This window comes from Acidisphaera sp. S103, assembly GCF_009765975.1.
GTDB lineage: Bacteria > Pseudomonadota > Alphaproteobacteria > Acetobacterales > Acetobacteraceae > Rhodopila.
In genome coordinates this window covers 216,784-243,134 of sequence record NZ_LMUJ01000036.1, presented here as the reverse complement: position 1 = coordinate 243,134, position 26,351 = coordinate 216,784, and the positions used below count along the sequence as shown (strand labels likewise).

Sequence of the window (26,351 nt, the reverse complement as noted above, 5' to 3'; positions counted from 1 at the left end):
AAATTAGCGCATTATTAGCTTTGTGGTAAGATGATGTTGCTTAGCACAACTCTTGCCCTGACGGACCACCGATTGCGATTAAGGGAAAGTCGCCATGGTATCCCAAGACCAGGACGCGGTATCAGAAGATCGAGCGTTCGTTAATTATGTCATGGCGGATGTTTATGCTTTGCTGGATTTTTTGTCTGGCCGAGCTAAGCCATCGCTGGGATATTTGACACTGCCGACACCGGGCGGGCAGGTTACTGGCGACCCGTCAGCTTTAGCTGGAGATGAGACATCATCCGCATTTGTCCAAAAGGCCATGCAGATAGGTAAACAAGTCGCGAAATCCGAATCCACAATAGCAGACGACGACGTCGCATTTCTAATCCAGGCACGCGATCTTCTGAATGTGCGAGCAGCGCCCGCAACGGGAAATTCGATCATTTTCACCCTTCTGGTGATTGACGCGATCCATTCATTGCGCACCGACGCTCGTCCGAAAAACCTCGCTGGTCCTATCTACGTATTTAGAGACGCATGGCTAGAACCTGCGGCCAAAAGGTTGGCAAGATCGGTCAAATGCTGGCTTCGAATAATGGCTTTTCTACTAACAATTACCGTCCTGCTCTCGATTTATGTCGCCTATGGCAAATTGTTTTTTGACACGTTGGATGCGGTTAATCGAGATAATCGTGCCAATCTCACGTTTTTAGCGACCGAGATGCCAGACACCATCCCAACAACAGACCCCAACCGTCGATTAGTCGACAATTTTTGCGGAGAAGATCCACTTAGTTTTACCAAGTACCAAAACTGCCAAGACTACTATATGATAAAAGAAAGAAGAAATGACGTTCGTGCTCTCCTGAGAAATTGGGTAATTCTACCGGCGACTTTTGAAGAGGCATTACCATTCGACAAATCTTACGATATCCATAGTGAAACAGTGGAGCAGCTCGCCGCGGCCAGAATAGGTGTCATCGGTAACTACATTCTTCCGGTCTTATATGGCATCATCGGGTCGCTCGGCTTTGTCCTCCGCCAGTTCAATCGAAATCTGGCCGATCGTCTTCTCACCTCGCGCGAAAGCCGCGCTAGCCACATAAAAATAATGCTCGGAGCCATGAGTGGTGCGTGCATTGGGCTGTTCTTTAACAATTCAGCAGGAGCCGCACAGGTCAGCGGAGTGGGGGGTGCGGCCGTCACATTATCCGCCTCAGCTATCGCTTTCCTGGCCGGATATGGCGTTGAGGCCGTATTCAAAAGCTTGGATGCCCTGTTGATCCATGTGTTCGACTTGAATCGTCGCAATAGGGATCATCCCGGGTATTCTGAAGGTGCTGCCAGCGATCGTCGCTAAAAGTTGGACTCCCAACCCGAACCCAGCTTAGGCTACTCACCAGTAGCCAAAACGCCTGGGAGACCATCCATGAAATTCGGCATCTTCTACGAACTGCAATGCCCGCGCCCCTGGGAAGCGGACACCGAACAGAAGCTCTACCAGAACGCCCTGTCGCAGGTCGAACTGGCCGATAAACTCGGCTACCACTACGCCTGGGAAGTCGAGCACCATTTCCTCGAGGAATACTCCCACTCCCCCCAGCCCGAGGTCTTCCTAGCCGCCGCCAGCCAGCGCACCAAGCAGATCCGCCTCGGCCACGGCATCATCCAACTAACCACCAACCACCCCGCCCGCGTGGCCGAGAAAGTCGCCTGCCTCGACCTGGTCAGCAACGGCCGCGTCGAATTCGGCATGGGCGAAGGCGCCAGCATCACCGAACTCGGCCCGTTCAACCGGCAGATGGAGGACAAGCAGGCGGTGTGGGAAGACGGCGTCCGCTGCGTCCTGCCGATGTTCAAGGACGGCGGCTGGGAATACGAGGGCCCCTACTTCAAGTTCCCCCTCCGCAACGTCCTGCCGAAGCCGGTCCAAAAGCCGCATCCGCCGCTCTGGGTCGCCTGTTCCCAGTTGGAAACGATCGAGATGGCCGGCCGCTGCGGCATCGGTGCGCTGGGCTTCCAGTTCCTGTCTGCCGAAATGGCGCACGCCTGGGTGCACGCCTACTACAACTCCTTCGTGCTGCGCCAAAAGAAACTGGCCGACTACCAATCCAACTGCAACATCGCCATGGTCAGCTACTTCATGTGTGCGGAAACCGATGAAGAAGCTCGCCGGCGAGCGGATGGCGTAACGTTCTTCCAGTTCTCCCTGGCCTACTACAGCAGTTCCCGCAACCGCGAACGCGCCGCCCCCGGAACGGTCAGCCTGTGGGACGAGTACCTGAAGTGGAAAACCGAAAACCCCGAACTGGCGGAAAAAGCCCTGACCGGCGGCCTGATCGGCTCACCTGAAACGATTCGCAGAAAACTGCGGCGCTTCGAATCCTCCCACGTCGACCAGATCATCCTGCTGAACCAGGCCGGCAAGAACACGCACCCGCATATCTGCGAAAGCCTGGAACTGTTCGCCCGCGAAGTCATGCCCGAATTCGTCGGCAAGGAACCCGAACACCAGGAATGGAAACGCAAGGTCCTCGCTCGGGAAATCGAACTGGAGGACATCGACACGACCCCATACAAGGATCGCGCCGGCGTCGGCAAAGGCGTCGCCATCAACCGCCTCGCCACCGCAGCGGCATAAGTCCCCGCGACAGACGGCCTTGTCTCGAATTGTGATCCGTCATGGCCGGGCGCCCGGCCATGACGGCATAAGAGTGTGCTGAGCCAACTCCCCAATTCGTGAGACAAACAACCTCCCCTTTGTGTTGACTCCGTCCTCCCCAACGGCCCATCCCACAATCAGGCGCCGTGACAACCCACGCCGCCACATCGTCACGCCCGCGTTCCAGACGGGCGAACGAACAGGGAGGTTGCCATGGCGAACGTGGAGCGGGTGCCCTGCACCCGGCGCGTCAGGACGATTCAGCACACCAGCCTGCTGCTGATCTTCATCATCTGTGTCGTCAGCTACATGGACCGCGGCACGCTGTCGGTCGCCAATCCACTCATCCGTAACGAACTCGGTCTCTCGGTCGCCGAGATGGGTGTGCTGCTCTCCGCCTTCCTCTGGCCCTACGCCTTCACCCTCCTGCTCGCCGGCGCCATCGTGGACCGAGGCAAGCCCCGTCGCGTGCTGACCGTCGCACTGATCGTCTGGTCGGTCGCCCAAGGCGCCGCCGGCTTCATCGCCAACTACGGCCAATTCCTCGCCGCCCGAGCACTGCTGGGCGTCGGCGAGGCACCCATGTTCCCCACCGCCGCGCGCGTGGTGAAGGACTGGTACCACGAAAGCGACCAGGCCCTCGGCGTCGGCATCTGGAACGGTGCCCCTTCGCTGGGCACCGCCATCGCCCCGGCCCTGCTGACTCCTCTGATGCTGGTGTTCGGCTGGCGCTGGATGTTCGTGATCATGGCCGTGGTGGGCTTCGTCCTGGCCGCCATCTGGTTCTCGGTCTACCGCGATTTCGACGCCCAGACGCTCGACGAAATGGACCGTCACTACCTCTACACCGGCGGCGAAATCCCCGAGGCCCAGCCCGTCCACGCCGCCGCCTGGGGCAAATTGTTCAGCTTCCGAGCCACCTGGGGCCTGATCCTGGGCTTCTTCGGCAACGTCTATATCGGCTGGCTGTTCATCGCCTGGCTGCCCGGTTACCTGGAGCTGCAACGCCACATGAGCATCCCGAAAACCGGCTTCGTCGCCTCGGTGCCGTTCGTGTTCGGCCTGATCGGCAGCATCCTCGGCGGCTACCTCGCCGACCGGCTGACCTCCCGCGGCATGACCTCGATCGCCAGCCGCAAACTGCTGACGGTGATCGGCATGGTGGCGATGTCGCTGGCCACCTTCGTCGCGGCGGAAACCGCCAGCAACGTCATCGCCGTCGGCTCGATCTCGGTGGCGATCTTCTTCGGCTTCAGCGCCTCGGGCACGTCCTGGTCGCTCGCCAATGCCTGCGCGCCGCCAAGCTACGCGGCCTCGCTGGGAGCAATCATGGATTTCGGCGGTTTCATCGGCGGTGCGCTGGCCCCGATGGTCACCGGCTTCGTCGTCCAGGCCACCGGATCGTTCACCCCCGCGCTGCTGGTGGCCGGCGTGATCGGCCTATGCTCCGCCGGCGCCTACGTCATCTTTATCCCAACCGAACCAATCCGAACGACGACGCTGGCCGGCAGATTGGCATAACCGCGCCGCGGTCCCCTGGCCACACCCGATCCAGTCGGCTTACCATCGGGACAAGCAGGAACAAGGGACCGTCCATGACCACCCTGGCAACGCAGATCGCCCAGCGGATCCACGCCCTCCGGTACGAGGACATCACGCAAGACGCCCTCACCTGGACCGCCAGCGCCTTCGTCGACACAGTCGGCGTCACCCTCGCCGGCATCCAGGAAGACGGCCCGCGCATCCTGCTGAAAGTCCCTGGCATCGCTGCCGCCCCCGGCCCGGCGCTGATCCTGGGCACCACGCGCCGCACCAGCGTGCTGGACGCCGCCCTGGTCAACGGCACCGCGTCCCACGCCCTGGACTACGACGACGTCGCCGGCTCGATGGGCGGCCACCCGTCCGCCATGCTGGTCCCCGCCCTGATCCCATTGGGCGAATCCCTGGGCAGCAGCGGCCGTGACCTTGTCCTCGCCTACGTCGCCGGCTTCGAAACCGAGTGCCGCATCGCCCGCGGCGTGCATCACCACCATTACGACAAAGGCTGGCACCCCACCGCCACGCTGGGCATCTTCGGCACCACGGCCGCCGCCGCCCGCCTGCTGCGCCTGTCCGTCGACCAGACCGCCATCGCGCTGGGCATGGCCGCCTCCTTCGCCGCCGGCCTGAAGGCCAATTTCGGCACCATGACCAAGCCCCTGCACGTCGGGCACGGCATCCGCGACGGCCTGTTCGCCGCGCTGATGGCCCAGCAAGGCTTCACCGCCAACCCCGCCGCCTTCGAGCACAAGCAGGGCTTCCTGGACGTCTTCAACGGCCCCGGCACCTATGACACCGCCCGCATCCTGGACGCCTGGTACGACCCCTTCGAGTGCGGCGGCGCCGGCGACCCCGGCCTGAAGCCATACCCGTGCTGCGGCAGCACCCACCCGTCGATCGGCCGCATGATCGACCTCGCCCAGCGCCACGACCTGCACCCGGACCGCGTCGCCCGCATCACCGTCCTGCCGCACGCCCGCCGCCTGCCGCACACCAACAACCCGGACCCACGCGCCCCGCTCGCCGCCAAGTTCAGCATGCAATACTGCGTCGCCCGCGCCCTGACCGACCGCGCCGTAAAACTGTCCCACTTCGAGGGCGACGCCCCCTTCGACCCCACCGTCCGAACCCTGATGCAACGCCTGGACGCACGCCCCCACCCCGACATGCCGGAAGACTGGGGAACCGAGATTATCGTCGAAACGACTGACGGCAACCGCTTCGCCTCCCGCCTCGACGATTACCCCAGCCGAGGCCCCGCCGGCGACCCGATGACGCACGCCGAACTTTGGACGAAATTCGCCGACTGCGCCGAACGCAGCCTGCCCCGAGCCAGCCTGTCCGCGGCGTTCGACACGCTGATGGGCATCGCCGCTCTGCCCTCGATCGGCGACCTCACCACGCTCCTGCAACCAGATCGGGCACGCGCCGCCTGAAATGCCATCTCAAGGATGACAGCCGCTAATCCGTTAGGCTAAGCGTGCCCGCGAACATCTGACTCAGGAGCGAACCACACCGTGGCCGAACCAGCGGGATCGATACACGCCGAAATCATGCGCCGCATCCACGGCACCAACGTCTACAGCGGGTTCGTGCCGACCTTCGCCGAGGACCGGCAGGGCTGGAACAGTGAGCACACCTCGTTCGAGGAGATCATCAGCGGCCTGCGGCCAAGCGTCGTGATCGATGTCGGGGTCTGGAAGGGCGCCTCGACCATCTACCTCGCTGATTTGATGAAGCGGCACGAACTGCCGGGCGCCGTCATCGGTGTCGACACGTTCCTGGGCAGCGTCGAGCACTGGGACCGCAAATCCGCCTTCTCCGGCCTGCTCCCGTTCCGCTTCGGCATGCCGATGCTCTACGAGCAGTTTCTCAGCAACGTCGTCCGCTGCGGCATGCAAGACCGGATCGTGCCGCTGGCACAGACCTCCATGGTCGCGGGCGAATTGATGCGCCGCCTCGGGATACGAGCCGGCCTCATCCACATCGACGCCTCTCACGACTATGAGGATGTCCTGCAAGACGCTCGGACTTACTGGGAAATCCTGACCCCTGGCGGGTTTTTGGTGGGCGACGACTACAATCAGGACTGGCCCGATGTCATCAGGGCCGCGAACCAGTTCGCCATCGAAAAATCCGCCCAGGTCCTCAGCAGCAAGCCGAAATGGATCATCCGCAAGGCGCCGTGAGCTCAATTTATCTCAACAACCCCGGGCCTCAACCCATCGGCACCGCTGTGCCACCGTAATGGTGAGATCGGCCCCCCCGCGCAACCGTCATGGCGGGATCGGCCCCCCGCGCAACCGTCATGGCGGGCGAAGGCCCGCCATCCACGCCTTTATTTCGCACGTAAAGACACCGCACCCTTCACCCACCTGAACAAGGCAATAGCCGCCAGGACCAATCAGACACGCGTGCGCAACGCCTGCGACAATGCCAACGGATCGGCGATCGGCAGGCCGCACACATTGCGCCGGCAGACATAGGCAACCGCTCCACCCGGCCCCGCCACTTTACCGAACGCCGGATGATCCGCCGGCAGCGCATCGGTGCCGGAAACACGCAGCACGACCACCGCCGGATCGGGCGCCCCTAACGCCGCCGCCAGCAAAGCGTCGGATGACCCGGTCAGCACCACGGTGGCGGCCTCCTCCAGCAGATCGGCCGCGGCCAGCAACGTCGGCATTCCGCTCAGTTGGTCCGGTTCACCGGCAAAAGCGGTCAGCACCCCGTCCGCCCGGGCACGCCAATCAGCACCCCCGGTCAGATGGAACAGCCGGCCCAGGACCTCCGCCATCATGCCGTTGCCCGCCGGCGTCGCATTGTCGGCGGCGGTGCGCGGCCGCGTCATCGGCACGTCCGACGCGCCGGCAGCCGTCGCGTAAAACCCGCCATGCCCATCGGCGAACGCATCCTGCGCCGCGTTCGCCAACCGTTCGGCGGCCGTCAGATAAGCGGCCTCGCCAGTCGCCTCAAACAGCGCCAAAGCCGCCCGAGCCATGGCAGCCTGATCCTCGATCAGCCCCGGCGCGGTGACCCGGCCCAACCGCCAGGCGTGCTCGACACCCCCGTGCGAGGCCCCCATATGGGTCACGACAAAGTCGAACGCCTCCCGCGCCCGCTCCAGCCACCCCGGCCGACCGAACACCCCGGCCGCTCGGGCCAACGCGGCGATCGCCAGGCCATTCCAGTCGGCAAGCACCTTGTCGTCCCACCCCGGACGCACCCGTTTCTCCCGAGCCCGGAACAATACGTCCCGCGCCCGGGCCAAGCCGTCCTCCTCGTCGCGTGCACCACGCGGCGTAACGCGCCGCAAGATCGTGTGACCCTCCCAATTCCCGCCCGGCGTGACGTCATAAGCCCGCTTGAAGGCCTCTGAACCCGCACCCAACAGCGAGTCCACCTCCGCCTCGGTCCAGACATAGAAACGGCCTTCCTCACCCTCGCTGTCGGCATCTTCCGAGGCAGCGAACGCCGCCTTGCCGTCAATCCGTTGCGCGGTCATGTCGCGCATCATCCAGCCAACCGTCTCCGCCGCCCGTTCGGCATACAGCGGATCGGGCCGGTCCGCATGGGCCAGCGCCAGCAGCTCCAGCAACTGCGCGTTGTCGTACAGCATCTTCTCGAAATGCGGCACCAGCCAGATGTCGTCGGTGGAATACCGCGCATAACCACCCCCGAGATGGTCATAAATGCCGCCCTGGGACATCCGCCGCAGCATCAGATGCAGCGCATCCCAGGCCTCGCCCTGCCCGGTGCGGAACCCATTCTGCCAAAGAAACCGATAGATCGGCGGATTGGGGAATTTCGGCGCCCCGCGCAGCCCGCCATGCTCCGGATCGGTCATCCGCAGATAGGCCTGTGCGACCGCATCCAGGTGCGCCGGCCCCGGAGCGTCGCCGACCGAGGCGACAGCCTGCCGATCCAGATACTGCTTCAGCGCCTTGGTATTCTGCGTAACCGCCTCGGCGCCGGTGTGAAACGCGTTGGCGACCCCTTGCAACACCTGCCGGAATGACGGCCGGCCCCACCGCGGCTCCGGCGGAAAATACGTCCCACCCCAGAACGGCGAGCCATCCGGCGTGGTGAACATGGTCAGCGGCCACCCCCCCTGCTCGCCCAGAGCATGCAGGGCAGACATGTAGATGTGGTCGATGTCCGGCCGTTCCTCCCGGTCGATCTTGATGTTGACGAACAGGCTGTTCATCAGCGCCGCGGTTTTGGGGTCCTCAAACGATTCATGCGCCATGACATGGCACCAATGGCACGCGGCATAGCCGATCGAGACCATGATCGGCTTGTTCGCCTCCCGCGCCTCATCCAGCGCCGCCTTGCCCCAGGGCCGCCAATGCACGGGATTTCCGGCATGCTGCAGCAGATAGGGCGAGGTCTCCTGGCCCAGCAGGTTTTCCGGTGCGGCCATGGCGTCCTCTCCTCGATATCGGCGGAACATGGGGCGTCCGAGACCCATTCACAGACCCGCCCCCCGTTCATCAAATCTTAGCAACCACCCCGTATCCTGCCCCCATGAACGCACGCCGCGAAAGAGGCCGCATCGCCCACGCCACCGGCCTCGCCGCCGAGGACACCGCCTGTACAGCCCTGATCGCCGACGGCTGGACCATCCTGGGCCGCCGCCTGCGCACCAAGGCCGGCGAGGTCGACGCCGTGGCCGAAAAAGCCGGCATCCTGGCGATCATCGAGGTGAAATCCCGCCCCACCCTGGCGGAAGCCGCCATCGCCCTGACCGCCCGCCAGCAATCCCGGCTGGTCGCCGCCTGCGAGATCATCCTGGGCGAACACCCGGACTGGGGCATCAACGGCGTGCGTTTCGACATCCTGGTCGTCAACCCGGCGGGCCAGGTCCGCCGCATCGCCGACGCCTTCCGCCTGGGCGACCAGTAACGGGTCACTTCCCTTCCGCAACCTGGGCACCAAAGCCAGGACCAACCCCGGTCAAATACATCACCGCGTCGCCAAACCACCTGGTTTCGAACGCCATGCGCACCGGCACAGGCGACCCGCCGGCCACCACCGGCGCCAACCACGCGGACCCATGCATCGGCCTGCCGTCCCGCGCCCGGTCATCGCCAAATTTGAAACCCGACAACATCCGGCCGGAGAAATCGCAGCGCAACGCCCGGCCGGCAAAGCTGGACCGGCTGTTGGCTTCCAGCAATTCCTCGCCAACCGTGTGGGCTTCGATCTCGACTGCCCGCCTTCCGTCATAGGTGCGCACCACCGTCTCGCAGCGGCCGGTTTCCGCCACGACGTGGATCAGTTCCGCCAACGCGCTCAGCGTATCGACGGTGTTGATCTGCAGCGCCTCCGGCACCGGCTCCCGCTCAGCCAGGTTCGGCGGCACCAGCGTTCGGATAACCGGCCTGCCCTGCCGGTAGTCGATCTCGGCCAACCGGCCCACGCCGCGCCATTCGCCTTGCCCAACGAACGCGGACGGTTCGGCTCGCCCGCCCTGCCACGCGCCGTCGGCACGGTCGAACTGATGGCCACGGAACAGGAAACCGACCAGGCCGGTGGTGTGGTAGCCCAGGGTCATCTGATACGAGAACGGTCCGAACCACAGCCCGGCCTCGACCTCCGCCACACGGATCCCGGCGGCATACGTTTCATACTGCGCATGCATCGCCAGCGCCGGCGCCACGGGCGGGGCCTGCGCGAAAGCTGCACACGGCAGCAAGAACCCGATGAAACCCGCCCCGCATCGCAGCATAACCAATATGTTGTGACGCCGCGGGCCAAACGCAAGCAACCGGGACTGATACCGGCGGCCCCGGGGCCGCTGGTATCGCGCGTGGGGTTGGTGAGGCGGCCACGCGCCGAACGAGACTAAATAGAAACGCTGGACCCTCACGCCCCCCTTCATGCGTCGGCACGGGCGCCAAGACAGGTTTTTAAGGCGGATTAGCGAGATGTAGAGGGATGAAGGAAATTTGCGGTTTTGGGGGCCGGTTCACCGAACGGATTATTGGGTGCGCTTTTCAGGTTGCCAATGCGCTCGGTCATGGGTTGGCGATTATCCCGAACTTGACTTGTTGGCAATCCGACGCTATATTCATCTCCATCAAGCATGGAGTGCCCCCGATGGGTTCGCCGCAATTCACTCGCCAGATGACGATCCCCGAGTGGGAAGCGCTCTTCCCGGATGATGATGCGTGCAAGACTTATCTGGCGAAGCGCCGCTGGCCGTCTGGCGTGGTGACTTGTCCCCGGTGCGGTAGCGATAAGGCCTATCCGCTCCCGACGCGGCCGTTCCATTGGCAGTGTCATGCCTGCTCGCCGAATAAAGCGGGATACCGCTTCTCGGTCCTGGTCAACACCATTTTTGAAAACACAAATATCGGCCTTCGCCAGTGGTTCAAGGTCATCTATCTCATGTTGACCAGCAAGAAGGGGATTAGCAGTCTGCAAATCCAGCGGATCATGGGCTTTGGCTCCTATAAGACGGCCCTCTATATGAGCCATCGCATCCGCGCAGCCCTGGCCGATCCCGACTTCCGCAAGCTGATCGGCATTGTCGAAGTCGATGAAACCTTCGTCGGCGGCAAGAACAAGAACCGGCACGCTGATAAGCGGACGGACGGTCTCGGTGGCGCTGGCAAGACGGTGGTCATGTGTGCGGTCCAGCGCGGCGGCACGGTTGTCGCCCGCGTGGTAGCCGCCGTGGATCTTCTGACCGCTACCCGCTTTGTCAACGAAGCTGTGTCCACAAAGGTCGATTTGGTCGCGACCGACGAGTCCAACATCTACAACCGGGTCAGCGAGCGCAGCGCGCATGAGTTCGTCACCCACAGCCGAGGCGAATATATTCGAGGCGAAGTCCATACCTGCACCATCGACGGTTTCTGGCCGCTGCTGAAACGCGGCATCATCGGCACATTCCATAACGTCAGCGCCAAGTATCTGCCGCTTTACGTGACCGAATTCGAATGGCGCTACAACAACCGCGACACCCCGGACATCTTTGGGCAAGCTGTAGCACAGTGCTGAGGCGCGTTGACTGGCGAACGCCTCAGATAATGGTTCTCGCCGCCAGCGAGAGTCGGATTGAGGATGAGAGGCAGGGGGAATTGCCTCTGTGACTAGATGGTTGAGGGCATGGGACCAATCAGTGAAAAGTGCTATTTGGCTAGCTACTATTGTGCTGCTTTTGGCGATTGCCGGAGCCGACATGGGACTGCACATCGTCGGCATGTTAGTTTGCTCCGCAGATAGCGAGGCCAATCAGAACAGCGGGAGCAGTAGTGTAAGCCAGCCCCCATCCCAAGTTGGCAGCGATGCTGCTACGAGAGGATTGCCTGATCAGCAAAAAACCTATCGTTGGTGCCCCGACGCCATACAGAAGCAACAAACCGTTGACGAATGGGTGGTCAGCCTTTTTTCTGGATTGAAAGCCACCGACATCATGTTGGCGGTATTCACCGTGATGTTGGTCTGGGTAGGTCACAAGCAAGCCGACATTTCGGACCGACAAGCTGACATCGCTGAACGCGCCATCATAGGCGTAGATCGCCCATTTGTTTTTGTTGAGGTGGGCGACCCTGGATTTGAAATCCGCTGGATAGAATCCAGCCAAACACAAGTCTTCAGTGGGCGTAGGTTCGAATTGCGAGTTGTTAATTACGGTCAGACGCCGGGTATTCTGACTCGGTTTGAATACAACATTACCACTGCGATCAGGGGAGAAATAGGAAATCCGATAGATTCCAAGACCATCAGCGGCAGGGCGCTCCCCGCCGGAATTGTCGTCACACAAGACAAACCATTTTCCGAGAACACAACTATGAATTCTGTTCTGACTAGCCGCCAAAAGGATGCTGTCGCCAATTTTCGGGAATCTGTTTGGCTGATCGGATTCGTCCGATATGACGATCTCTTGGGAGGGAACTACATTTCTGGTTTCGCTCAAGTGTATGATCCCGTGGGCATGCGCTTCGTCATACGAGGCGACGAAACCTACAATTACGCACGCAAAGAGAAAGCCGACGAGATTCCAGCGCCGCCCTCGCGGGAATAGCGACGCGCATGAGGGTGTTGGCCTCCACCTCTCTGAGCGGAGAAAACTTTTCCACGAACCGCCCAGCAAGTCAAGTTCGGGATAATCGCCCATGGGTTCGTTGAGAAGGTCTACGAGAATGTCCTGGCGCATGAGATGCGAAAGCCCGGGCTCAGCGACGTGCAGCAACGTAGAATGGGTGGTCTTTTACAACGACGTGATTGTCGGCGAATATACCGCCGACCTCGTAGCCGAGGATCAGATCATCCTCGAACTCAAAGTGGCCGGTGCGTTGAGCGACGCGCATGTTCCGCAATACCGAGACTATCCACGGGCAACCGGCAAGCCGTTGTGCCTGCTGATCAACTTCGGCCGGCCCCAAGTCGAAATCCGCCGCATCACCGCCCAAGCCTGATTGCGGGCGCCATCCCCTTCATCCCCCCCTTATCCCGCTTAATCTGCCTTAAAAAAGAAAAACCATGGCCGTGACTCCCACGGGTCGGGTTTCATTCATGGCAGGTCGGTATGACGGCTACATCTGCACCAACTGCACCGCCTCCTCCAGCTCCAGGAACGTCGGCATGTGCTCCGTCGGCACCATCTTGCGTCCCGATTCCACGCTCACCTGCGGCGCGTTGCCATGCAGATGCGTCACCAGCACCGCACGTATCACCTCCAGGTATTTCGCCTCCTCCTCCACGATCCCCTTCATCCGCATCGAAAACGGACCCGCCATTCCATACGCCAGCAGGATCCCCAGGAACGTGCCGGTCAGCGCCTCGCCGATCATCGCACCCAGGATGGCCGGCGGCTGATCGATATGCGACATCGTCTTGATCACGCCCAGCACCGCCGCGACGATCCCCAGCGCGGGCAGCGCGTCGGCCATGTTCTGCATGATGTGTGATGGATGCAGTTCCTCGACCAGCACCTTCTTCAATTCCCGGGCCATGACATCTTCGATCTGATTGGGATCGTCGGCGTTCATGCCGACCATGCGCAGGTAGTCGCAGATGATCGTGCTGGCGTGATGATTGGCCAGGATCTTCGGGAACTTCTGGAACGCCGCGCTTTCGTCGGGTCTTTCGATATGCACCTCCAGCGCCATGGCGCCCTTGGTGCTGGCCAGGCGGACCAGGAAATACAGCAGGCTCAGCAGTTCGATGTAATCAGCCTTATGGAACGCGGCCCCCTTCAGCATCTTGCCGAACGCGCCAAGCGTGTGCTTGACCTCGTGCATGCTGTTGGCCATCAGCATCGTGCCGATCGCCGCCCCGCCGATCGTCCACATCTCGAACGGCACGGCGTCCACCAGCGGCGCCATGCTGCCGCCCGAGGTGATGTAGCTGCCCAACACACACGCAAACAACACCAGCAAGCCGCCAATCGTCAGCATCGCTCGTTCTCAGGGCGTGGCCGCGGCGGCAGCGCCAGTTGGGACCGGTGCCGCTTGCCGCTGCACCAGGATGGCGATCCGCCGGTTCGCCGCTGCCAGCGGATCGGCCGGCAGCAGCGGATCGCGATCCGCGTCCCCGATCACCGACTTGACCCGAGCGTCCGGCAATCCGTCTTCAACCAGCAAACGCCGTGTCGCATTCGCCCGCTCCGCTGATAATTCCCAGTTGGTCCGGTCGGGCCCAGGGAACGGCGCGGCGTCCGTATGACCGGCGATCGAGATCGGCTCCTTCAGCTTCAACAGCACCGGCACCACTTTTTGCAGCAGCAGCCTGACCCGATCGTTCGGCGTGGACGATCCGGTCGGAAACATCGGCAGCTTCACCTCATCGAGAAGCTGGATCCGCAATCCCTCCGGCGTCATGTCGATCGTAAGCTGCTTGGCGAGGCCCGCCAGCGTCGGATCGCTTTGCACGGCGGCCGTGATCTGTTGCGCGGCCTGTTCGAACGACGCCTTCTCCTCGCGCGCCTTCTCGGCGGCCACATCGGCCGGGGTGACCGGACGAACGTCAGGCTGGGCGGCCACATCGGCCGGGGTCGCCGGCCCGGCATCGGGCTGGCCGTCGCGCTGAACGACGGACGGACCGCCAGGACCGGGCGCGAGACGCGTGCCCGACTGGCCGAGCGGCTTGTCGCTGGTCGAGTCATCGGCGTCCTGGTCGTCGGGCATCGGACCCGCACCCTGGCCGTCGCCGGACTTGGCACGATGGTAATCGCTGTAGATCGGATCGTCGCCGTCCTCGGTCCGGTCGATCACCGGGCGCTTGCCGGCGGTGATCAGGACGCTGCCGCGGTCGGACACCAGCGCGCCCTGGTCGAAGGCGGTATGGCCGCCGAATGGCTGGCCGGTGCCCGAGGACGCATGCGACATCAGGTTGTTGGGACTGAAGTAGTCCGCGAGGCCCTTGCGCTGGTCCTCGGTCGTGGCGTTCAGCAGCCACATCAGCAGGAAGAAGGCCATCATGGCGGTCACGAAATCGGCGTACGCGACCTTCCAGGCGCCGCCGTGGTGACCACCCTCCACGACCTCGAACTTCTTCACGATGACCCCGCCCTTGGAGTCCTTCTTGCCGCCCTTGCCCGCCATGTGCGCCCTCCGGAGGGCGGCAGAATGGCCGACAAACCTTAACCTTTCCCTAACCGCGGCGAAAAAATGCCGTCCGCGAATCTTTGCCGAAGTGCATTAACCTTTCGTTAACCATTCGGCGATAGATTGCCTTGGCTGGCAGCGGTTTTGGCTGGGAACAACCAACGAGGGGGCACCCTCGGGATTTTGGGGGTTCCGAACAAGCCGATCGCTTCCGGTGGTGCTCTTCTGTTTGTTATTGACAGCGAATCGGTTCATCGAAAACAAGCAGCCTTGCTCCGGCCATGCATGGTTACCCGGTCCACCAGACCCTTACAGGTGCGCCCACCCGTGGTGCGCCTGTTTGGGCGTTGACGACCCGGCTCGGCCCACGGTCAGGCCTTGTCATTCCCCGCCGCCATAAGCATGTCCAGTTCCCCGTCTACGGACGTCCGATCCAACCGGACGGACCGGAACTGCGGCCCGAGTGGAGTCAAGGTGCGGACATGACGCACGAAACCGGCCTGGTCCCGGTCGCTTCCGAAGCGGACCAGGCACTTGCCAGACAAATCGTCGATGACGGCGTGCGCCGGTATTTCGCCGCCTGCCGCGAACGCATCCGCCCTTTCGTCGACCGGAATTTCTCATTGCGCGGCTCCATCAGCCTGCACCGGACCGCGGTCGGCTGGGACATCGCCAGGGCGCCGCTGAACCTGACGATGGCGGCGCCGCAGGTGGGACTGCTGCTGGCCGCCCGAGCCGCCAACCGGCTGGGGGCGAAACGCTCCGCCGCCCGTCTTCGCGGCAAGCAATTGGTCGTGCATACGGCCGTCGGCAAGGAACTCGCCTGGCGGCTGCACACCGACCTGCTGCAACTGCCCTACACCTCCGACGGGCGCGTCGCTGCCAAGGACGCCCTGGCCGAAACCATCCTGGCTGACCCCCGCGTGATGACGGCATTGGCCCCGGCGCTGCGGGCAGTCGGCACACGCGGCGACGACCCGGCGCTACGCCGCCACCTCGATGCCGCCATGACCGAGTATGCCCGCACCCGCGGCGCCTCGACCGAGATCACCACCGCCATCATCAGCCTCACCGCCGGCGCCTTGGCTCTGCGGCGCCTCACCCCCGGCGCCCTGTCCTTCAGCCCCGCTTTGGCGAGCGCCGTCGCCAAACGCGCGACGGCAATGTCGCTGCCGATGGCATTCCCCTTGGGCGGCGCGCTGGGCTCGCTGTGGTACACCCTGTTCCCGGTGGCGCCGGCCGCCGTCCTGGTGATGGGACTGACCGGCGGCCTGCTGGCGGCGACCACCGCCGCCTCGGCCTTCGCCGGCGTCATCGCCGATCCTGTGCAACGCCGGCTTGGCCTGCACGAACGGCGGCTGCGGCGCCTGGTGGATGCGCTGGAACGGCAGATGCTCGATCCCGCCGCCCCGGCGTTCACGGTCCACGACCACTACGTCGCCAGGGTGCTGGACGTGTTCGACGTCGCCGGCGCCCTGGCGCAGATCGCCGCCTTCTGACCGCACGCGCATGCAAAAACGCCCGGATCTCGCGACCCGGGCGTTGTCATCACGCAATGCGTGCGACGGATCAGGCGGCCTTGGAGAAAGACCCGACCGCAACAGCCATACGAGCCGTGATCGGCGCCAGCGCCTGTTCGGTCAGCTTCAGCGAAGCCTCGGTCAGCTTGGTGGACTCGGCCAGCGCCTTGCTGATCGCGGTCTTGCTGTAGGTGGTCTGCAGTTCGATCGCTTCCTGCACCGACTTGACGGTGGTGAGCGCCTTGAACGTGGCGACGGACTCTTCCAGCGAGGCCTTCGCGGTAGCGGCGAACTGCTTCGTCAGGTCCTGCACGCCGGCCATCCAGATCTTGCTGGACGCGGTGAAGGCTTCGAGGTTGTCCTTGCCGATGGTGGCGAAGTCGACGGTGCTGTTGATCATGGTTTTCATGCCTTGGGTGGGAGTGGAGGGCGTGGGCGTTGTGGGCGTCGTTACAGGCGCAGCCGCTTCGCTCGCCCGGGCAAGCGCCACCGGCGTATCAGCGACAACAGTCAGGGTCGGAGCGCTTGCGTGCGGCCGAACCCCCGGAGTGGGCTTTTTGGTCATGGAATTCTCTCCTGTCAGAGGAAAAGGCCCAGTCTTTCGGCACCTTATCCTTGCCGCGGGATGTCTCAGCCAGCGAGTTGCTGCACTGCACAACCGGGGATGTAGGAGGGCAGCATCACCACGTCAAGAAAAAAATTGTGCGGTGCAACATTTTCCGAAATCCGCTGATGACGCAGGCTCCATCGCGACGTTCACTGTCGGCGATATGAAGGCCGGCGCCGAACGCTTCGGCATTGCGGTCCAGTCATCGCCGGGTACGGTAGCGCGATGACATCAGTGCCCGCCTGCATACGCGGCGTTTCGACCGTAGGGTGAGCGTTTCCCGGAAATAAGTTGTGTAACGTTCCGCGCAACGCTAGGTTGCACCGCATGGTGGAAGCAATGCAAGCGAGGCTCGCTGCGAAGTCCGCGCCCAAGTCACCTCGGGGCAGACCCCGGAAGTCCCACCTCTTCGTCATGCTTGGTTCGCTGGTGGCGGGCAGCGCGGGCGCTGTCACCCTGCTGGATTCCTGGCAGAAAGTCCTCGTGGATCTAGGCCTGAAGAAGGATGCGGCCTTTGTACTCGCGGAGCAGAGCGCTCGGGGTGATCTCGTCCGGCAAATGACGCAACTCGTTTCGCAGCGCCTGTTCTGGACGGTCCGCTACAGCGGCGACGTCGCGGACGGTTTCCCGGGCGAAGACCAGGATGACGCGTGGAAGCAATACAACAAGGTCGTCATCGTCTGGAACGAGAACTACATGATCAACGTTCTGCTTACCGAAAAATATTTCGGTGAAGCGACGATGAAGCAACTCGCGGACATCAACTGGCTACTGCATCGCATGAACACGTGCCTGGACAAAATCCACTATCGCAGCCTGTACGAAGCGACGGACCCCGTCTGCCACTTCGATATCGGCAACGGTGGAACGCAAGTCCAGAATATAGCCGTGCTGAACAAGACAACGGATCAGGCGAACGCTGCGTTCGGTGCTTTCCTCAAGTCTTTGTCGAATTAGGCACGATCCAGAATCACCGCGTGCCGAATCCCCGCCCTCAGTGATTCAGCGCCTGCACGATCTCCTCGGTCATCTTCTTCGCGTCGCCAAACAGCATCATCGTGTTCGGCCGGAAGAACAGCACGTTGTCCACCCCGGCATACCCCGACGCCATCGACCGTTTCACGAACAGCACGGTGCGCGCCTTCTCCACATCCAGGATCGGCATGCCGTAGATCGCCGACGACGGATCGGTCTTCGCCGCCGGATTGGTCACGTCGTTCGCCCCGATCACATACACCACGTCGGCGGTGGAGAACTCATTGTTGATCTCCTCCAGCTCGAACACCTCGTCGTAGGGCACGTTGGCCTCGGCCAGCAGCACGTTCATATGGCCGGGCATGCGGCCGGCAACCGGGTGGATGGCATACTTCACCTCCACCCCTTCCTTCTTCAGCGTATCCGCCATCTCCCGCAGCGCGTGCTGCGCCTGCGCCACCGCCATGCCGTAACCCGGCACGATGATCACCTTGGACGCATTCTTCATGATGAACGCCGCATCGTCGGCATTGCCCGCCTTCACCGTCTGGTCGCCGGTCGCGCCACCCGCCGGCGCCCCGCCGCTCTCACTGCCGAACCCGCCCAGCAGCACGTTGATGATGCTGCGGTTCATCCCCTTGCACATGATGTAGGACAGGATCGCGCCCGACGCGCCCACCAGAGACCCGGTGATGATCAGCGCAAGGTTCTGGATGGTGAACCCGATCCCCGCGGCCGCCCACCCGGAATACGAATTCAGCATCGACACCACGACCGGCATGTCCGCCCCGCCGATCGGGATGATCAGCAGGAAGCCCAGCCCCAGCGCCAGCAGCGCGATCAGCCAGAACAGCACCTGCGCCCCGCCGGTCATGATGAACGCGATCACCAGCAGCGCCAGCAGGATCCCCAGCCCCAGGTTCAGCCAATGCTGCCCGGCGAACGTGATCGGCGCCCCCTTCATCAGCGCCTGCAACTTGGCGAACGCGATCAGGCTGCCCGAGAACGTAATCGCCCCGATCGCCAGCCCGATCGACATCTCGACCAGGCTCTCGGTGTAGATGTTCCCCGGCACGCCGATGTTGAACGCCTGCGGCGCATTCAGCGCCGACGCCGCGACGAACACCGCCGCCAACCCCACCAGCGAGTGGAACGCCGCCACCAACTGAGGCAACGCCGTCATCTGGATGCGCAGCGCCACCGTCACGCCGATGCCGCCACCGATCAGGATGCCGAACAGGATCAGCAGGTAGCCCCAGCCACCCATCCCGTGTTGCAGCAGCGTCGCCAGCACGGCGATGACCATGCCGATCATGCCGAAGCGGTTGCCCGACCGCGACGTGACCGGGGACGACAGGCCGCGCAGCGCCAGGATGAACAGGACGGCGGCGACCAGATAAGCGAGGGAAGTCAGGCTTGCGGACATCTGTTATTGCTTCTTCTTGAACATCGACAGCATCCGGTGGGTCACCAGGAAGCCGCCGAAGATATTCACCGATGCCAGCGTCACCGCGATGAACCCGAACAACATCGCCCAGGGCGACGTCGCCAGCCCCGTCGCCAGCATCGCGCCCACGATGATCACCGACGAAATCGCGTTGGTCACCGCCATCAGCGGCGAATGCAGCGCCGGCGTCACGTTCCACACCACGTAGTAGCCGACGAAGCAGGCCATCAGGAAAATGGCCAACAGGAAGATGAACGGATTGACCTCCGGCGCCATCGTCGAGGACGCATGCAGCGCCAGCGCCTGGGCATGATTGGCCAGTTCCAGCGCGTTGTCGGCAAGGCGGGCCGCTTCGTCCGCCAGTTGGGAGGGATTCATCGGGGTCTCCGGACGCTCAGGCCGCCTGTTGAGGCAGGAAATTCGGGTGCACGACGGCGCCGCCGCGGGTCAGCATGACGCCTTTCACGATGTCGTCCGTCTCCGGCAACTTCGGCATCCGGCTGTCCTTGTCCCAGAACGTGGTCAGGAAGGTCAGCAGGTTGCGCGCATAGAGCGACGAGGACGCGACCGGAATCCGCCCCGGCCAATTATTGAACCCCAGGATGGTGACGCCGTTGGCGGTCACCGTGCTCTGGCCGGGAACGGTCGCCGCGCAGTTGCCGCCCGCCTCGGCCGCCAAATCGACGATGATGCTGCCGGCCTTCATGCTGTCCACCATCGCCTGGGTGACGATGACCGGCGCCTTGCGCCCCATCACCAGCGCGGTCGTAATGACGATGTCGTTCTTCGCCACCGTCGTGGCCATCAGTTCCGCCTGCTTCTGGCGGAACGCGTCGCTCATCTCACGCGCATAGGCACCGGTCTGGCCGGCGGTTTCCGCGTCCTCCACGCCCACGAAGCTGGCGCCCAGCGACTTGATCTCCTCCTTCGCCGCCGGCCGCACGTCGGTGGCCGACACGATCGCCCCCAAACGCCGAGCGGTGGCGATGGCCTGCAACCCGGCGACACCGGCACCGATGACGAACACCCGGGCCGGCGGCACCGTCCCGGCGGCGGTCATCATCATCGGAAACCCGCGCTGGAACGCCCCGGCGGATTCGATCACCGCCCGATACCCCGCCAAATTCGCCTGGCTGGACAGCACATCCATCGACTGAGCCCGGGTGATCCGCGGCAGCAGCTCCATCGCCGCCACATCGATCCCCGCCACCGCCAGCCCCGGCACCAGGTCCGGATCGGCGAACGCCCCGGCGATGCACACCAGCAGCGCCCCACGCGGGATCAGCGCCCGTTCCTCCGGCCCCGGAGTCTGCACCGCGAACACAATGCCTGCATCTGTCAGGACAGCGGCCGGACCGTCGGCGATCTCGGCCCCGGCAGCGGCGAATTCGGCATCCGAGATCGACGCCGTCGCCCCTGCCCCGGTCTCGACGGCGACCGTCAGGCCCAGGCCAACCAGCTTCTTGATGGTATCCGGGGTCGCGGCCACACGGGTTTCGGCAGCCCGCCGTTCCTTCAGCACCGCAAGGCGCATCCGTTCATTCCTTCGTTATCAGGGCAGCAAGAGACGCCGGGATGCGCTGCCTTGGCCCAGTTCCTCGTCGGAGCAAACCAATGCACTGCTCGCGACCGGGGTGCAAGGGGTGCGATGTCAAGACCCACGACCCGCTTGAGACATCCGTCTCGTCACCGGCTGCTCCCGGCTAAAATGGCACCGACCCGATGACCGTCGTGCGATGCATCAGCCGCCGTTGCGGCAGCGCGTAATCGCAGATCGCCAGATGCATCGCAGTCGCGTTGTCCCACATCAGCAGGTCACCGGTCCGCCACTGATGCCGGTAATGAAACTCCGGTCTGAGGCAGTGGTCATGCAGTTCCTCGATCACCGCTCGGCCTTCATCGTCCGGCACGCCCTCGATGCCGATGCACTCGCCCTTGGTGACATACAGCGCCCGCCGCCCGGTAAACGGGTGCGTGCGGACGATCGGGTGCGCCACATCGGGCGTCTCCGCCAACTGCGCCGCGGTCAGCTTCGGCCGCGGACTGTTGGCGACCCGCATGCGTTCGGAATAGCGATGCACCGCCCTGCGCCCGGCCAGCCAGGTCTTCATGCTGTCCGGCAACGCATCGTAAGCCCGGATCGTATTGGCGAACACCGTGTTGCCCAGCGTCACACCGTCCTGTTCGGGAACCTCGATCGCATACAGCAAGGAACAGCGGCTGGGGCGCTGCCGATACGACACGTCGCTGTGCCAGGTGAACCCGGCATCGGCCAACCCGATGTTCTCACCCGCCGCGTTCTTGATGTTGGAGACCAGCAGGATCTCCGGATAGTCCGCCAACAGGTATTTCTTGACGATATGGATTTCCAGTTCGCCGAACCGGCGGCTGAACGCGATCTGGCGTTCGCTGGACAGGCGCTGGTTGCGGAAAACCACGACGATATGGTCGTGAAACGCCGCCTCGATCCGCCGGAAGGTCGCGTCGTCGGTGTCGCCGGCCAGGTCGACGACAATCTCGGCGCCCAGCGTCTTACCGCTGGGCAGTACGGACAGGGTCATGTCGCCTTCCTTTCATCGTTGCCCAAACCATGTCATGGCCAATGCTTCGGAAGGTTTTGACACAAGGCAGCCCGGCAGCCAAAACTGCGGCCGGAGGCGTGCCATGAACCAAATCAGCCGGACCTGGCCAACCGACACGAACGGCAAGGTGCCGTACTGGGTCTATTCGGACCCGGACGTCTACGCCGCTGAACTCGAGCGCATCTGGTACGGCCCCCACTGGCTGTACTGCGCCCTGGAAGCCGAAATCCCCAACGTCGGCGACTTCAAGACCACCACCCTGGGCGAACGCCCCGTCGTCATCGTCCGCAGCGCCCCCGATGAGGTCAGCGTCGTGGAAAACCGCTGCGCCCATCGCGGCGTAAAGTTCTGCCAGGCTCGGAAAGGCCACGTCAAAGACCTGCTGTGTCCCTATCACCAGTGGAACTACAGCCTGCGCGGCGACCTGCAAGGCGCCCCGTTCCGTCGCGGAGTCCGTGGCCAGGGCGGCATGCCCGCCGATTTCGACCCGAAGGATCACAGCCTGCGCAAGCTGCGGGTGGAAGTCGTCAATGGCGTAATCTGGGCCACCTTCTCCGACGATACGCCACCATTTCGAAAATACCTCGGCGAACGGTTCTGGCAGCACTACACACGGGTCTACGACGGACGGAAACTCGAAGTCCTCGGCTACAACCGCCAGCATATTCCGGGCAACTGGAAGCTGATGCAGGAGAACATCAAGGACCCGTACCACGCATCCCTGCTGCACGTGTTTTTCGTTACGTTCGGTCTGTTCAGGGCAGACCAGAAGTCGGCGACCGAGGTCGATCCGACCGGCCGCCACGGCATCCTGATCAGCCGTACCGGCAAGCAGGAAGTCAACGACGTCACCGCCAGCATGCGCAACTACAAGAACGACATCAGGCTCGCCGATCCGCGCATCCTTGATGTGGTGAAGGAGTTCCCCGACGACGACGCCGTCGGCATGATCACCGTGTTTCCCAGCGTGGTGCTGCAACAGAATATCAACTCGCTCAGTATCCGCAGCATCGTGCCCACGGGGCCTGGTGGGTTCGATTTCCACTGGACCCACTGGTGCTATGCCGACGACACGCCGGAAATGCGGCTGCGGCGCACCCGCCAGGCCAACCTGTTCGGCCCCGCCGGCTTCGTGTCCGCCGACGACGGCGAAATCATCGCCATGAGCCAGGAGGGCTTTGCCAAGTCCCCCGACGAAGACGGGCTGGTGATCATGGGTGGCCGCGAGATCGAAAGCGTCGATCACATGGTCACCGAGGTCGGCATCCGCGGCATGTACCGTTACTGGCGAGAGACAATGGGGTTCTGATGGCGCAAAACCCCTTCTTACCGTCATGGCGGGAGGAGCCAGGTTCCTTCCCCACCGTCATGGCCCGGCGTGTCCGGGCCATCCGCGCTTCGTCCGCCGGTGCGAAGATGGCCGGGACACGCCCGGCCATGACGAATTGCCGTAACACCGACGGTGACCTGCCATGATCGACCGCGACGCCTTGCGCGACTTCTACGACGACTACTACAACACCCTCGACGACGTGCGGCTGGAGGAATGGCCGGCGTTCTTCACCGAAGCCTGCCTCTACCGCGTCATCCCGCGGGAGAATTACGAGGCCGGCTACACGCTGTCCACGATCTACGCCGAAAGCCGCGGCATGCTGATCGACCGGGTGATGGGCGTCACCCGCACCCAGATGTACGCGCCGCGTTACTACCGCCGCTTTCCCGGCCCACTGCGCATCGTCTCCCGTGACGGCGACAGCGTCCGCACCCGGCATAACCTGCTGGTGGTGCAGACGCTGATCGACAAGAAAACCGATATCGTGCTGTCCGCCGTCTGCCACGACGTCATCGTGCCGGACGAAGACCGGTTGCGCCTGCGGGAACGGGTCGTTGTCTTCGACTCCGAGATGATCCCGAACAGCCTGATCTATCCCGCATAAAAGGAACGTCCCATGTCCGCGGTTCTCAGCAACGACGCGACGACCCAGTTGAAGGCGCTGTATGCGGAAATGCAGCCGCGCAGCCTGTATCCGCTGTGGGAGGTGCTGGGCGCCCTGGTCACGCCACAGCCACGATCCCCCGCGCAGGTGCATCGCTGGCGCTATGCCGAGGCCCGCGACTACCTGCTGCGCGCCGGCGACCTGATCAGTGCCGCCCAGGCCGAACGCCGGGTGCTGATCATGGAAAATCCCGGCCTGCCCGGTTCGTCCTGCGCCACGTCCAGCCTGTATGCCGGCCTGCAACTGATCCTGCCGGGTGAGATCGCCCCCTGCCACCGGCACGCCCAGTGCGCCCTGCGCTTCGTGATGGAGGGCGAGGGCGCCTTCACCGCCGTCGATGGCGAGAAAGCCATCATGCGCCCCTTCGACCTGGTGCTGACGCCCGGCTGGCAGTGGCACGACCATGGCAACACCTCCACCCAGCCGATGATCTGGCTGGATGGGCTGGACATCCCCACCGTGCTGCATTTCGACGCCAGTTTCGCTGAACACCTGCCGGAATCCGCCCATCCGGAAACCGTTCCGTTCGGCGATACATCGGCGCGCTATGGCAGGAACATGCGGCCGATGCGCGGCACCGCCACCGACCGGCGGCCCCACAGCCAACCCTTGTTCCACTACCCCTACCCCGAGTGGCGCGACAGTCTTGCCGCCCTCACCCGGTCCGGCGATCCCGATCCTCATTTCGGTCACGCGCTGGAGTTCACCAACCCGGCGGACGGCGGCGCGGTGATGCCGACGATCTCGGCCCATGTGCGGCTGCTGCCGAGCGGGTTTGTGTCCCGGCCTCGGGCTTCGACGGATGGCACGGTGTTTGTGGTGGTCGAGGGGCGCGGGGTGGCTCGGGTCGACGGCAAGGACATCGCGCTGGAGGCCAAGGATACGCTGGTGGTGCCGTCGTGGCGGACGTTGGTGTTGGAAGCGGAGAGCGACCTGGTGTTGTTCGGCTATTCCGACCGTACGGCGCAGGAAAAGCTGGGGCTGTTCCGCGAGCATCGGGGGTAAGGCCAACCCCTTGCACATCAAGATCACGTTGGGCATTGTTACTGTCGAGGTAGGGAAGGAACGTTTCGATTCAAGGGGGGCCGATCTTATGTTTGCGGGGTCGTTCGCCCGAGACATCCGGATTGCCAGCATAGCATTATCAGGCCTGGAAAATATAACCATGAAAAATGTACGGAAAGTACTCGTTGCGCTGCCATTCGTGACTCTTTCGGCCATGACAGGCCGTGCGGAGAATGCCCCGCCTGTCGGACCATTTACGGCCACGCTCCAGGCCCCTTCCGGCAAGTGTTCGCCCAGTCAATATCCTTTCATCTGTGCGCTGGATCTATCCGGGGCAATTGGGCCGCAGTCGGCAGACCTGCATATCGTTTGGCATAACCCGGGTGCGCATTCGCAGTACGATATACCTGCGGACATCCACACGACTGTCGAAACCATTCCCAACAGTGGTGGAAAAATAAAACTCTCATTTGTATTGCCCAAACTGAGCGGATCGTTGGCCTATGCCAGCGAGAAGCCCCGGTATTTCGTACTGACGCCACATGCCGGGGGATATGCCGTTTCCCTGTTCAATCCAGCACTTCCAAGTCCCGAAGTGTCGATGGGAGAAGGCAGCATAGGCAACAAATAGGGCCGCACCACCGGTTCGAGACAGCATCAGGCTTCCGATGCCCGGGGCGGCGGCTCCACAAAACGCGACAAGACTGTCTGGCGTCTCGGCACGCCGCATGCCGTGGCCGGTTGGTTGTTGTGTCGGATCACGGGATCGGTAACGACAATTTGGCACCACAACACCTGAAACGAGCGTCGCGTGGCGCCCCGATGAGGGGCCATTTGGGGCTTGCCGTCTCTTTCTGCAACCTTTGCGTGCATTTTTCTCTTGATTTACACCTTGATTTCCGATAAGAACAAATCACAAACACACCTCGGACCCACCGCCATGTCAGCGCACATCCCCTCCAGCCCGTTCCGGGAACGCCTGATTACCTACCTGCTGCCCTACTTCCTGCCTCTGACCTCGGATTTCGAGCTGGCTCGAACAGAAGCCCTCGAAACCCTGGAATCCTACGGCGCCCGCAGCAGGTCGGAGATGATCAACGCCATGCGGATCATCGCCCTCAGTTTCACGTCGATGGACCTGTTGGCGGTATCCAAGGGGACTGAAATGCCACCCGACATGCGGTTGCATTACGTTCGCCAAGCCAACAGCCTTGCCCGCACCTGCCAGCAGAATGAGAACGCACTGGCCAAACGCCTCGCCGTCGACCCGGCCCCGCCAGCCGAACAAGCCGCCGACCCGATCGACGACGTCCCCGACATCGACGTCGAAGCATTGATCCAGCAGACCCACGCCCAGATCATCGCCTATCGCAAATCCATCCCGGGATCGCCACGCCACCAATTGGACGACACCATGATAACCGCCACCCGCGCCCAAGATGCGTCCCGGCCCGCTGCCCCCGCCTGAGCGCG

At 63.2% G+C, this 26,351-nt stretch carries 25 protein-coding genes; 16 read left to right on the top strand and 9 right to left on the bottom strand.

Features of this window, described 5'->3' with window-relative positions:
* The first annotated feature begins 94 nt into the window (after positions 1-94).
* The 5 genes from GSQ89_RS09540 (at position 95) to GSQ89_RS09520 (ending at position 6,375) form a co-directional block, all read left to right on the top strand.
* A complete protein-coding gene (locus GSQ89_RS09540) occupies positions 95-1,345 on the top strand; it encodes a hypothetical protein (RefSeq protein WP_158924372.1) in 1,251 nt (416 codons plus the stop codon).
* Positions 1,346-1,414: 69 nt separating this feature from the next.
* Positions 1,415-2,626, top strand: coding sequence for an LLM class flavin-dependent oxidoreductase (locus GSQ89_RS09535; RefSeq protein ID WP_158924370.1), 1,212 nt, complete (start codon positions 1,415-1,417; stop codon positions 2,624-2,626).
* 234 nt (positions 2,627-2,860) lie between these two features.
* Positions 2,861-4,168 (top strand): MFS transporter, encoded by a 1,308-nt coding sequence (locus GSQ89_RS09530; RefSeq protein ID WP_158924368.1) that lies wholly within the window; start codon positions 2,861-2,863, stop codon positions 4,166-4,168.
* A gap of 74 nt (positions 4,169-4,242) precedes the next feature.
* Positions 4,243-5,622: an MmgE/PrpD family protein gene (locus tag GSQ89_RS09525; protein ID WP_158924366.1), complete on the top strand. Its 1,380-nt coding sequence runs from the start codon at positions 4,243-4,245 to the stop codon at positions 5,620-5,622.
* An 81-nt stretch (positions 5,623-5,703) separates the two neighbouring features.
* Positions 5,704-6,375: a class I SAM-dependent methyltransferase gene (locus tag GSQ89_RS09520; protein ID WP_158924364.1), complete on the top strand. Its 672-nt coding sequence runs from the start codon at positions 5,704-5,706 to the stop codon at positions 6,373-6,375.
* Positions 6,376-6,590: 215 nt separating this feature from the next.
* On the opposite strand, the gene GSQ89_RS09515 is transcribed toward GSQ89_RS09520, so the two are convergent.
* Entirely contained in the window at positions 6,591-8,609 is a 2,019-nt protein-coding gene (locus tag GSQ89_RS09515; protein WP_158924362.1) for a thioredoxin domain-containing protein, read from the bottom strand.
* A 104-nt stretch (positions 8,610-8,713) separates the two neighbouring features.
* On the opposite strand from GSQ89_RS09515, the gene GSQ89_RS09510 reads away from it, so the two are divergent.
* Positions 8,714-9,091 carry a YraN family protein gene (locus GSQ89_RS09510; protein ID WP_158924360.1) on the top strand — a complete coding sequence of 126 codons (378 nt, stop codon included), beginning with the start codon at positions 8,714-8,716 and terminating at the stop codon, positions 9,089-9,091.
* Positions 9,092-9,095: 4 nt separating this feature from the next.
* Here GSQ89_RS09510 and GSQ89_RS09505 read toward each other — a convergent pair whose 3' ends face one another.
* The gene (locus GSQ89_RS09505; RefSeq protein WP_158924358.1) at positions 9,096-9,848 is read right to left on the bottom strand and encodes a DUF3108 domain-containing protein; all 753 of its coding nucleotides are present in this window, start codon (positions 9,846-9,848) and stop codon (positions 9,096-9,098) included.
* A 278-nt stretch (positions 9,849-10,126) separates the two neighbouring features.
* Here GSQ89_RS09505 and GSQ89_RS09500 point away from each other — a divergent pair, with 278 nt between their 5' ends.
* The 3 genes from GSQ89_RS09500 to GSQ89_RS09490 all read left to right on the top strand — a co-directional run bounded on the left by GSQ89_RS09500 (position 10,127) and on the right by GSQ89_RS09490 (position 12,615).
* A complete protein-coding gene (locus GSQ89_RS09500) occupies positions 10,127-11,194 on the top strand; it encodes an IS1595 family transposase (RefSeq protein WP_158924356.1) in 1,068 nt (355 codons plus the stop codon).
* Positions 11,195-11,315: 121 nt separating this feature from the next.
* Positions 11,316-12,221: a hypothetical protein gene (locus tag GSQ89_RS09495; protein WP_158924354.1), complete on the top strand. Its 906-nt coding sequence runs from the start codon at positions 11,316-11,318 to the stop codon at positions 12,219-12,221.
* Positions 12,222-12,312: 91 nt separating this feature from the next.
* On the top strand, positions 12,313-12,615 hold the full coding sequence (locus GSQ89_RS09490; RefSeq protein ID WP_371734235.1) for a GxxExxY protein: 303 nt from the start codon (positions 12,313-12,315) through the stop codon (positions 12,613-12,615).
* A gap of 117 nt (positions 12,616-12,732) precedes the next feature.
* Here GSQ89_RS09490 and motA read toward each other — a convergent pair whose 3' ends face one another.
* The gene (motA, locus tag GSQ89_RS09485; protein ID WP_158924350.1) at positions 12,733-13,596 is read right to left on the bottom strand and encodes a flagellar motor stator protein MotA; all 864 of its coding nucleotides are present in this window, start codon (positions 13,594-13,596) and stop codon (positions 12,733-12,735) included.
* A 9-nt stretch (positions 13,597-13,605) separates the two neighbouring features.
* Positions 13,606-14,742 (bottom strand): flagellar motor protein MotB, encoded by a 1,137-nt coding sequence (locus GSQ89_RS09480; RefSeq protein WP_158924348.1) that lies wholly within the window; start codon positions 14,740-14,742, stop codon positions 13,606-13,608.
* Positions 14,743-15,227: 485 nt separating this feature from the next.
* On the opposite strand from GSQ89_RS09480, the gene GSQ89_RS09475 reads away from it, so the two are divergent.
* On the top strand, positions 15,228-16,244 hold the full coding sequence (locus GSQ89_RS09475) for a DUF6635 family protein (RefSeq protein ID WP_158924346.1): 1,017 nt from the start codon (positions 15,228-15,230) through the stop codon (positions 16,242-16,244).
* A 70-nt stretch (positions 16,245-16,314) separates the two neighbouring features.
* On the opposite strand, the gene GSQ89_RS09470 is transcribed toward GSQ89_RS09475, so the two are convergent.
* Positions 16,315-16,830, bottom strand: coding sequence for a phasin family protein (locus tag GSQ89_RS09470; RefSeq protein WP_158924344.1), 516 nt, complete (start codon positions 16,828-16,830; stop codon positions 16,315-16,317).
* Between the two features lie 369 nt (positions 16,831-17,199).
* Here GSQ89_RS09470 and GSQ89_RS09465 point away from each other — a divergent pair, with 369 nt between their 5' ends.
* Positions 17,200-17,829 carry a hypothetical protein gene (locus tag GSQ89_RS09465; protein WP_158924342.1) on the top strand — a complete coding sequence of 210 codons (630 nt, stop codon included), beginning with the start codon at positions 17,200-17,202 and terminating at the stop codon, positions 17,827-17,829.
* A 37-nt stretch (positions 17,830-17,866) separates the two neighbouring features.
* Here GSQ89_RS09465 and GSQ89_RS09460 read toward each other — a convergent pair whose 3' ends face one another.
* The 4 genes from GSQ89_RS09460 to GSQ89_RS09445 all read right to left on the bottom strand — a co-directional run bounded on the left by GSQ89_RS09460 (position 17,867) and on the right by GSQ89_RS09445 (position 21,855).
* Complete coding sequence (locus tag GSQ89_RS09460) at positions 17,867-19,273, bottom strand: NAD(P)(+) transhydrogenase (Re/Si-specific) subunit beta (protein WP_158924340.1); 1,407 nt, start codon at positions 19,271-19,273, stop codon at positions 17,867-17,869.
* A gap of 3 nt (positions 19,274-19,276) precedes the next feature.
* Positions 19,277-19,672: an NAD(P) transhydrogenase subunit alpha gene (locus tag GSQ89_RS09455; protein ID WP_158924339.1), complete on the bottom strand. Its 396-nt coding sequence runs from the start codon at positions 19,670-19,672 to the stop codon at positions 19,277-19,279.
* 16 nt (positions 19,673-19,688) lie between these two features.
* Positions 19,689-20,828, bottom strand: coding sequence for a Re/Si-specific NAD(P)(+) transhydrogenase subunit alpha (locus tag GSQ89_RS09450; RefSeq protein WP_158924337.1), 1,140 nt, complete (start codon positions 20,826-20,828; stop codon positions 19,689-19,691).
* A gap of 169 nt (positions 20,829-20,997) precedes the next feature.
* Complete coding sequence (locus tag GSQ89_RS09445; RefSeq protein WP_158924335.1) at positions 20,998-21,855, bottom strand: TauD/TfdA family dioxygenase; 858 nt, start codon at positions 21,853-21,855, stop codon at positions 20,998-21,000.
* A gap of 103 nt (positions 21,856-21,958) precedes the next feature.
* Here GSQ89_RS09445 and GSQ89_RS09440 point away from each other — a divergent pair, with 103 nt between their 5' ends.
* From GSQ89_RS09440 to GSQ89_RS09420, 5 genes are all read left to right on the top strand, one after another.
* A complete protein-coding gene (locus GSQ89_RS09440) occupies positions 21,959-23,185 on the top strand; it encodes an aromatic ring-hydroxylating dioxygenase subunit alpha (RefSeq protein WP_158924333.1) in 1,227 nt (408 codons plus the stop codon).
* Between the two features lie 163 nt (positions 23,186-23,348).
* Complete coding sequence (locus tag GSQ89_RS09435; RefSeq protein WP_158924331.1) at positions 23,349-23,813, top strand: aromatic-ring-hydroxylating dioxygenase subunit beta; 465 nt, start codon at positions 23,349-23,351, stop codon at positions 23,811-23,813.
* Between the two features lie 12 nt (positions 23,814-23,825).
* Positions 23,826-24,878, top strand: coding sequence for a gentisate 1,2-dioxygenase (gtdA, locus tag GSQ89_RS09430; protein WP_158924329.1), 1,053 nt, complete (start codon positions 23,826-23,828; stop codon positions 24,876-24,878).
* Positions 24,879-24,888: 10 nt separating this feature from the next.
* A complete protein-coding gene (locus GSQ89_RS09425) occupies positions 24,889-25,509 on the top strand; it encodes a hypothetical protein (RefSeq protein ID WP_158924327.1) in 621 nt (206 codons plus the stop codon).
* 309 nt (positions 25,510-25,818) lie between these two features.
* Positions 25,819-26,346 (top strand): hypothetical protein, encoded by a 528-nt coding sequence (locus GSQ89_RS09420; RefSeq protein WP_158924325.1) that lies wholly within the window; start codon positions 25,819-25,821, stop codon positions 26,344-26,346.
* Positions 26,347-26,351: the final 5 nt, after the last annotated feature.

Excerpts from the sequence above, each read along its gene's own strand:
- GSQ89_RS09540 (WP_158924372.1), top strand. The coding sequence starts at position 95 with ATGGTATCCCAAGACCAGGACGCGGTATCAGAAGATCGAGCGTTCGTT.
- GSQ89_RS09535 (WP_158924370.1), top strand. The coding sequence starts at position 1,415 with ATGAAATTCGGCATCTTCTACGAACTGCAATGCCCGCGCCCCTGGGAA.
- GSQ89_RS09530 (WP_158924368.1), top strand. The coding sequence starts at position 2,861 with ATGGCGAACGTGGAGCGGGTGCCCTGCACCCGGCGCGTCAGGACGATT.
- GSQ89_RS09525 (WP_158924366.1), top strand. The coding sequence starts at position 4,243 with ATGACCACCCTGGCAACGCAGATCGCCCAGCGGATCCACGCCCTCCGG.
- GSQ89_RS09515 (WP_158924362.1), bottom strand. The coding sequence starts at position 8,609 with ATGGCCGCACCGGAAAACCTGCTGGGCCAGGAGACCTCGCCCTATCTG.
- GSQ89_RS09510 (WP_158924360.1), top strand. The coding sequence starts at position 8,714 with ATGAACGCACGCCGCGAAAGAGGCCGCATCGCCCACGCCACCGGCCTC.
- GSQ89_RS09500 (WP_158924356.1), top strand. The coding sequence starts at position 10,127 with ATGAAGGAAATTTGCGGTTTTGGGGGCCGGTTCACCGAACGGATTATT.
- GSQ89_RS09490 (WP_371734235.1), top strand. The coding sequence starts at position 12,313 with ATGGGTTCGTTGAGAAGGTCTACGAGAATGTCCTGGCGCATGAGATGC.
- motA (WP_158924350.1), bottom strand. The coding sequence starts at position 13,596 with ATGCTGACGATTGGCGGCTTGCTGGTGTTGTTTGCGTGTGTGTTGGGC.
- GSQ89_RS09480 (WP_158924348.1), bottom strand. The coding sequence starts at position 14,742 with ATGGCGGGCAAGGGCGGCAAGAAGGACTCCAAGGGCGGGGTCATCGTG.
- GSQ89_RS09475 (WP_158924346.1), top strand. The coding sequence starts at position 15,228 with ATGACGCACGAAACCGGCCTGGTCCCGGTCGCTTCCGAAGCGGACCAG.
- GSQ89_RS09470 (WP_158924344.1), bottom strand. The coding sequence starts at position 16,830 with ATGACCAAAAAGCCCACTCCGGGGGTTCGGCCGCACGCAAGCGCTCCG.
- GSQ89_RS09465 (WP_158924342.1), top strand. The coding sequence starts at position 17,200 with ATGGTGGAAGCAATGCAAGCGAGGCTCGCTGCGAAGTCCGCGCCCAAG.
- GSQ89_RS09460 (WP_158924340.1), bottom strand. The coding sequence starts at position 19,273 with ATGTCCGCAAGCCTGACTTCCCTCGCTTATCTGGTCGCCGCCGTCCTG.
- GSQ89_RS09455 (WP_158924339.1), bottom strand. The coding sequence starts at position 19,672 with ATGAATCCCTCCCAACTGGCGGACGAAGCGGCCCGCCTTGCCGACAAC.
- GSQ89_RS09450 (WP_158924337.1), bottom strand. The coding sequence starts at position 20,828 with ATGCGCCTTGCGGTGCTGAAGGAACGGCGGGCTGCCGAAACCCGTGTG.
- GSQ89_RS09445 (WP_158924335.1), bottom strand. The coding sequence starts at position 21,855 with ATGACCCTGTCCGTACTGCCCAGCGGTAAGACGCTGGGCGCCGAGATT.
- GSQ89_RS09440 (WP_158924333.1), top strand. The coding sequence starts at position 21,959 with ATGAACCAAATCAGCCGGACCTGGCCAACCGACACGAACGGCAAGGTG.
- GSQ89_RS09435 (WP_158924331.1), top strand. The coding sequence starts at position 23,349 with ATGATCGACCGCGACGCCTTGCGCGACTTCTACGACGACTACTACAAC.
- gtdA (WP_158924329.1), top strand. The coding sequence starts at position 23,826 with ATGTCCGCGGTTCTCAGCAACGACGCGACGACCCAGTTGAAGGCGCTG.
- GSQ89_RS09420 (WP_158924325.1), top strand. The coding sequence starts at position 25,819 with ATGTCAGCGCACATCCCCTCCAGCCCGTTCCGGGAACGCCTGATTACC.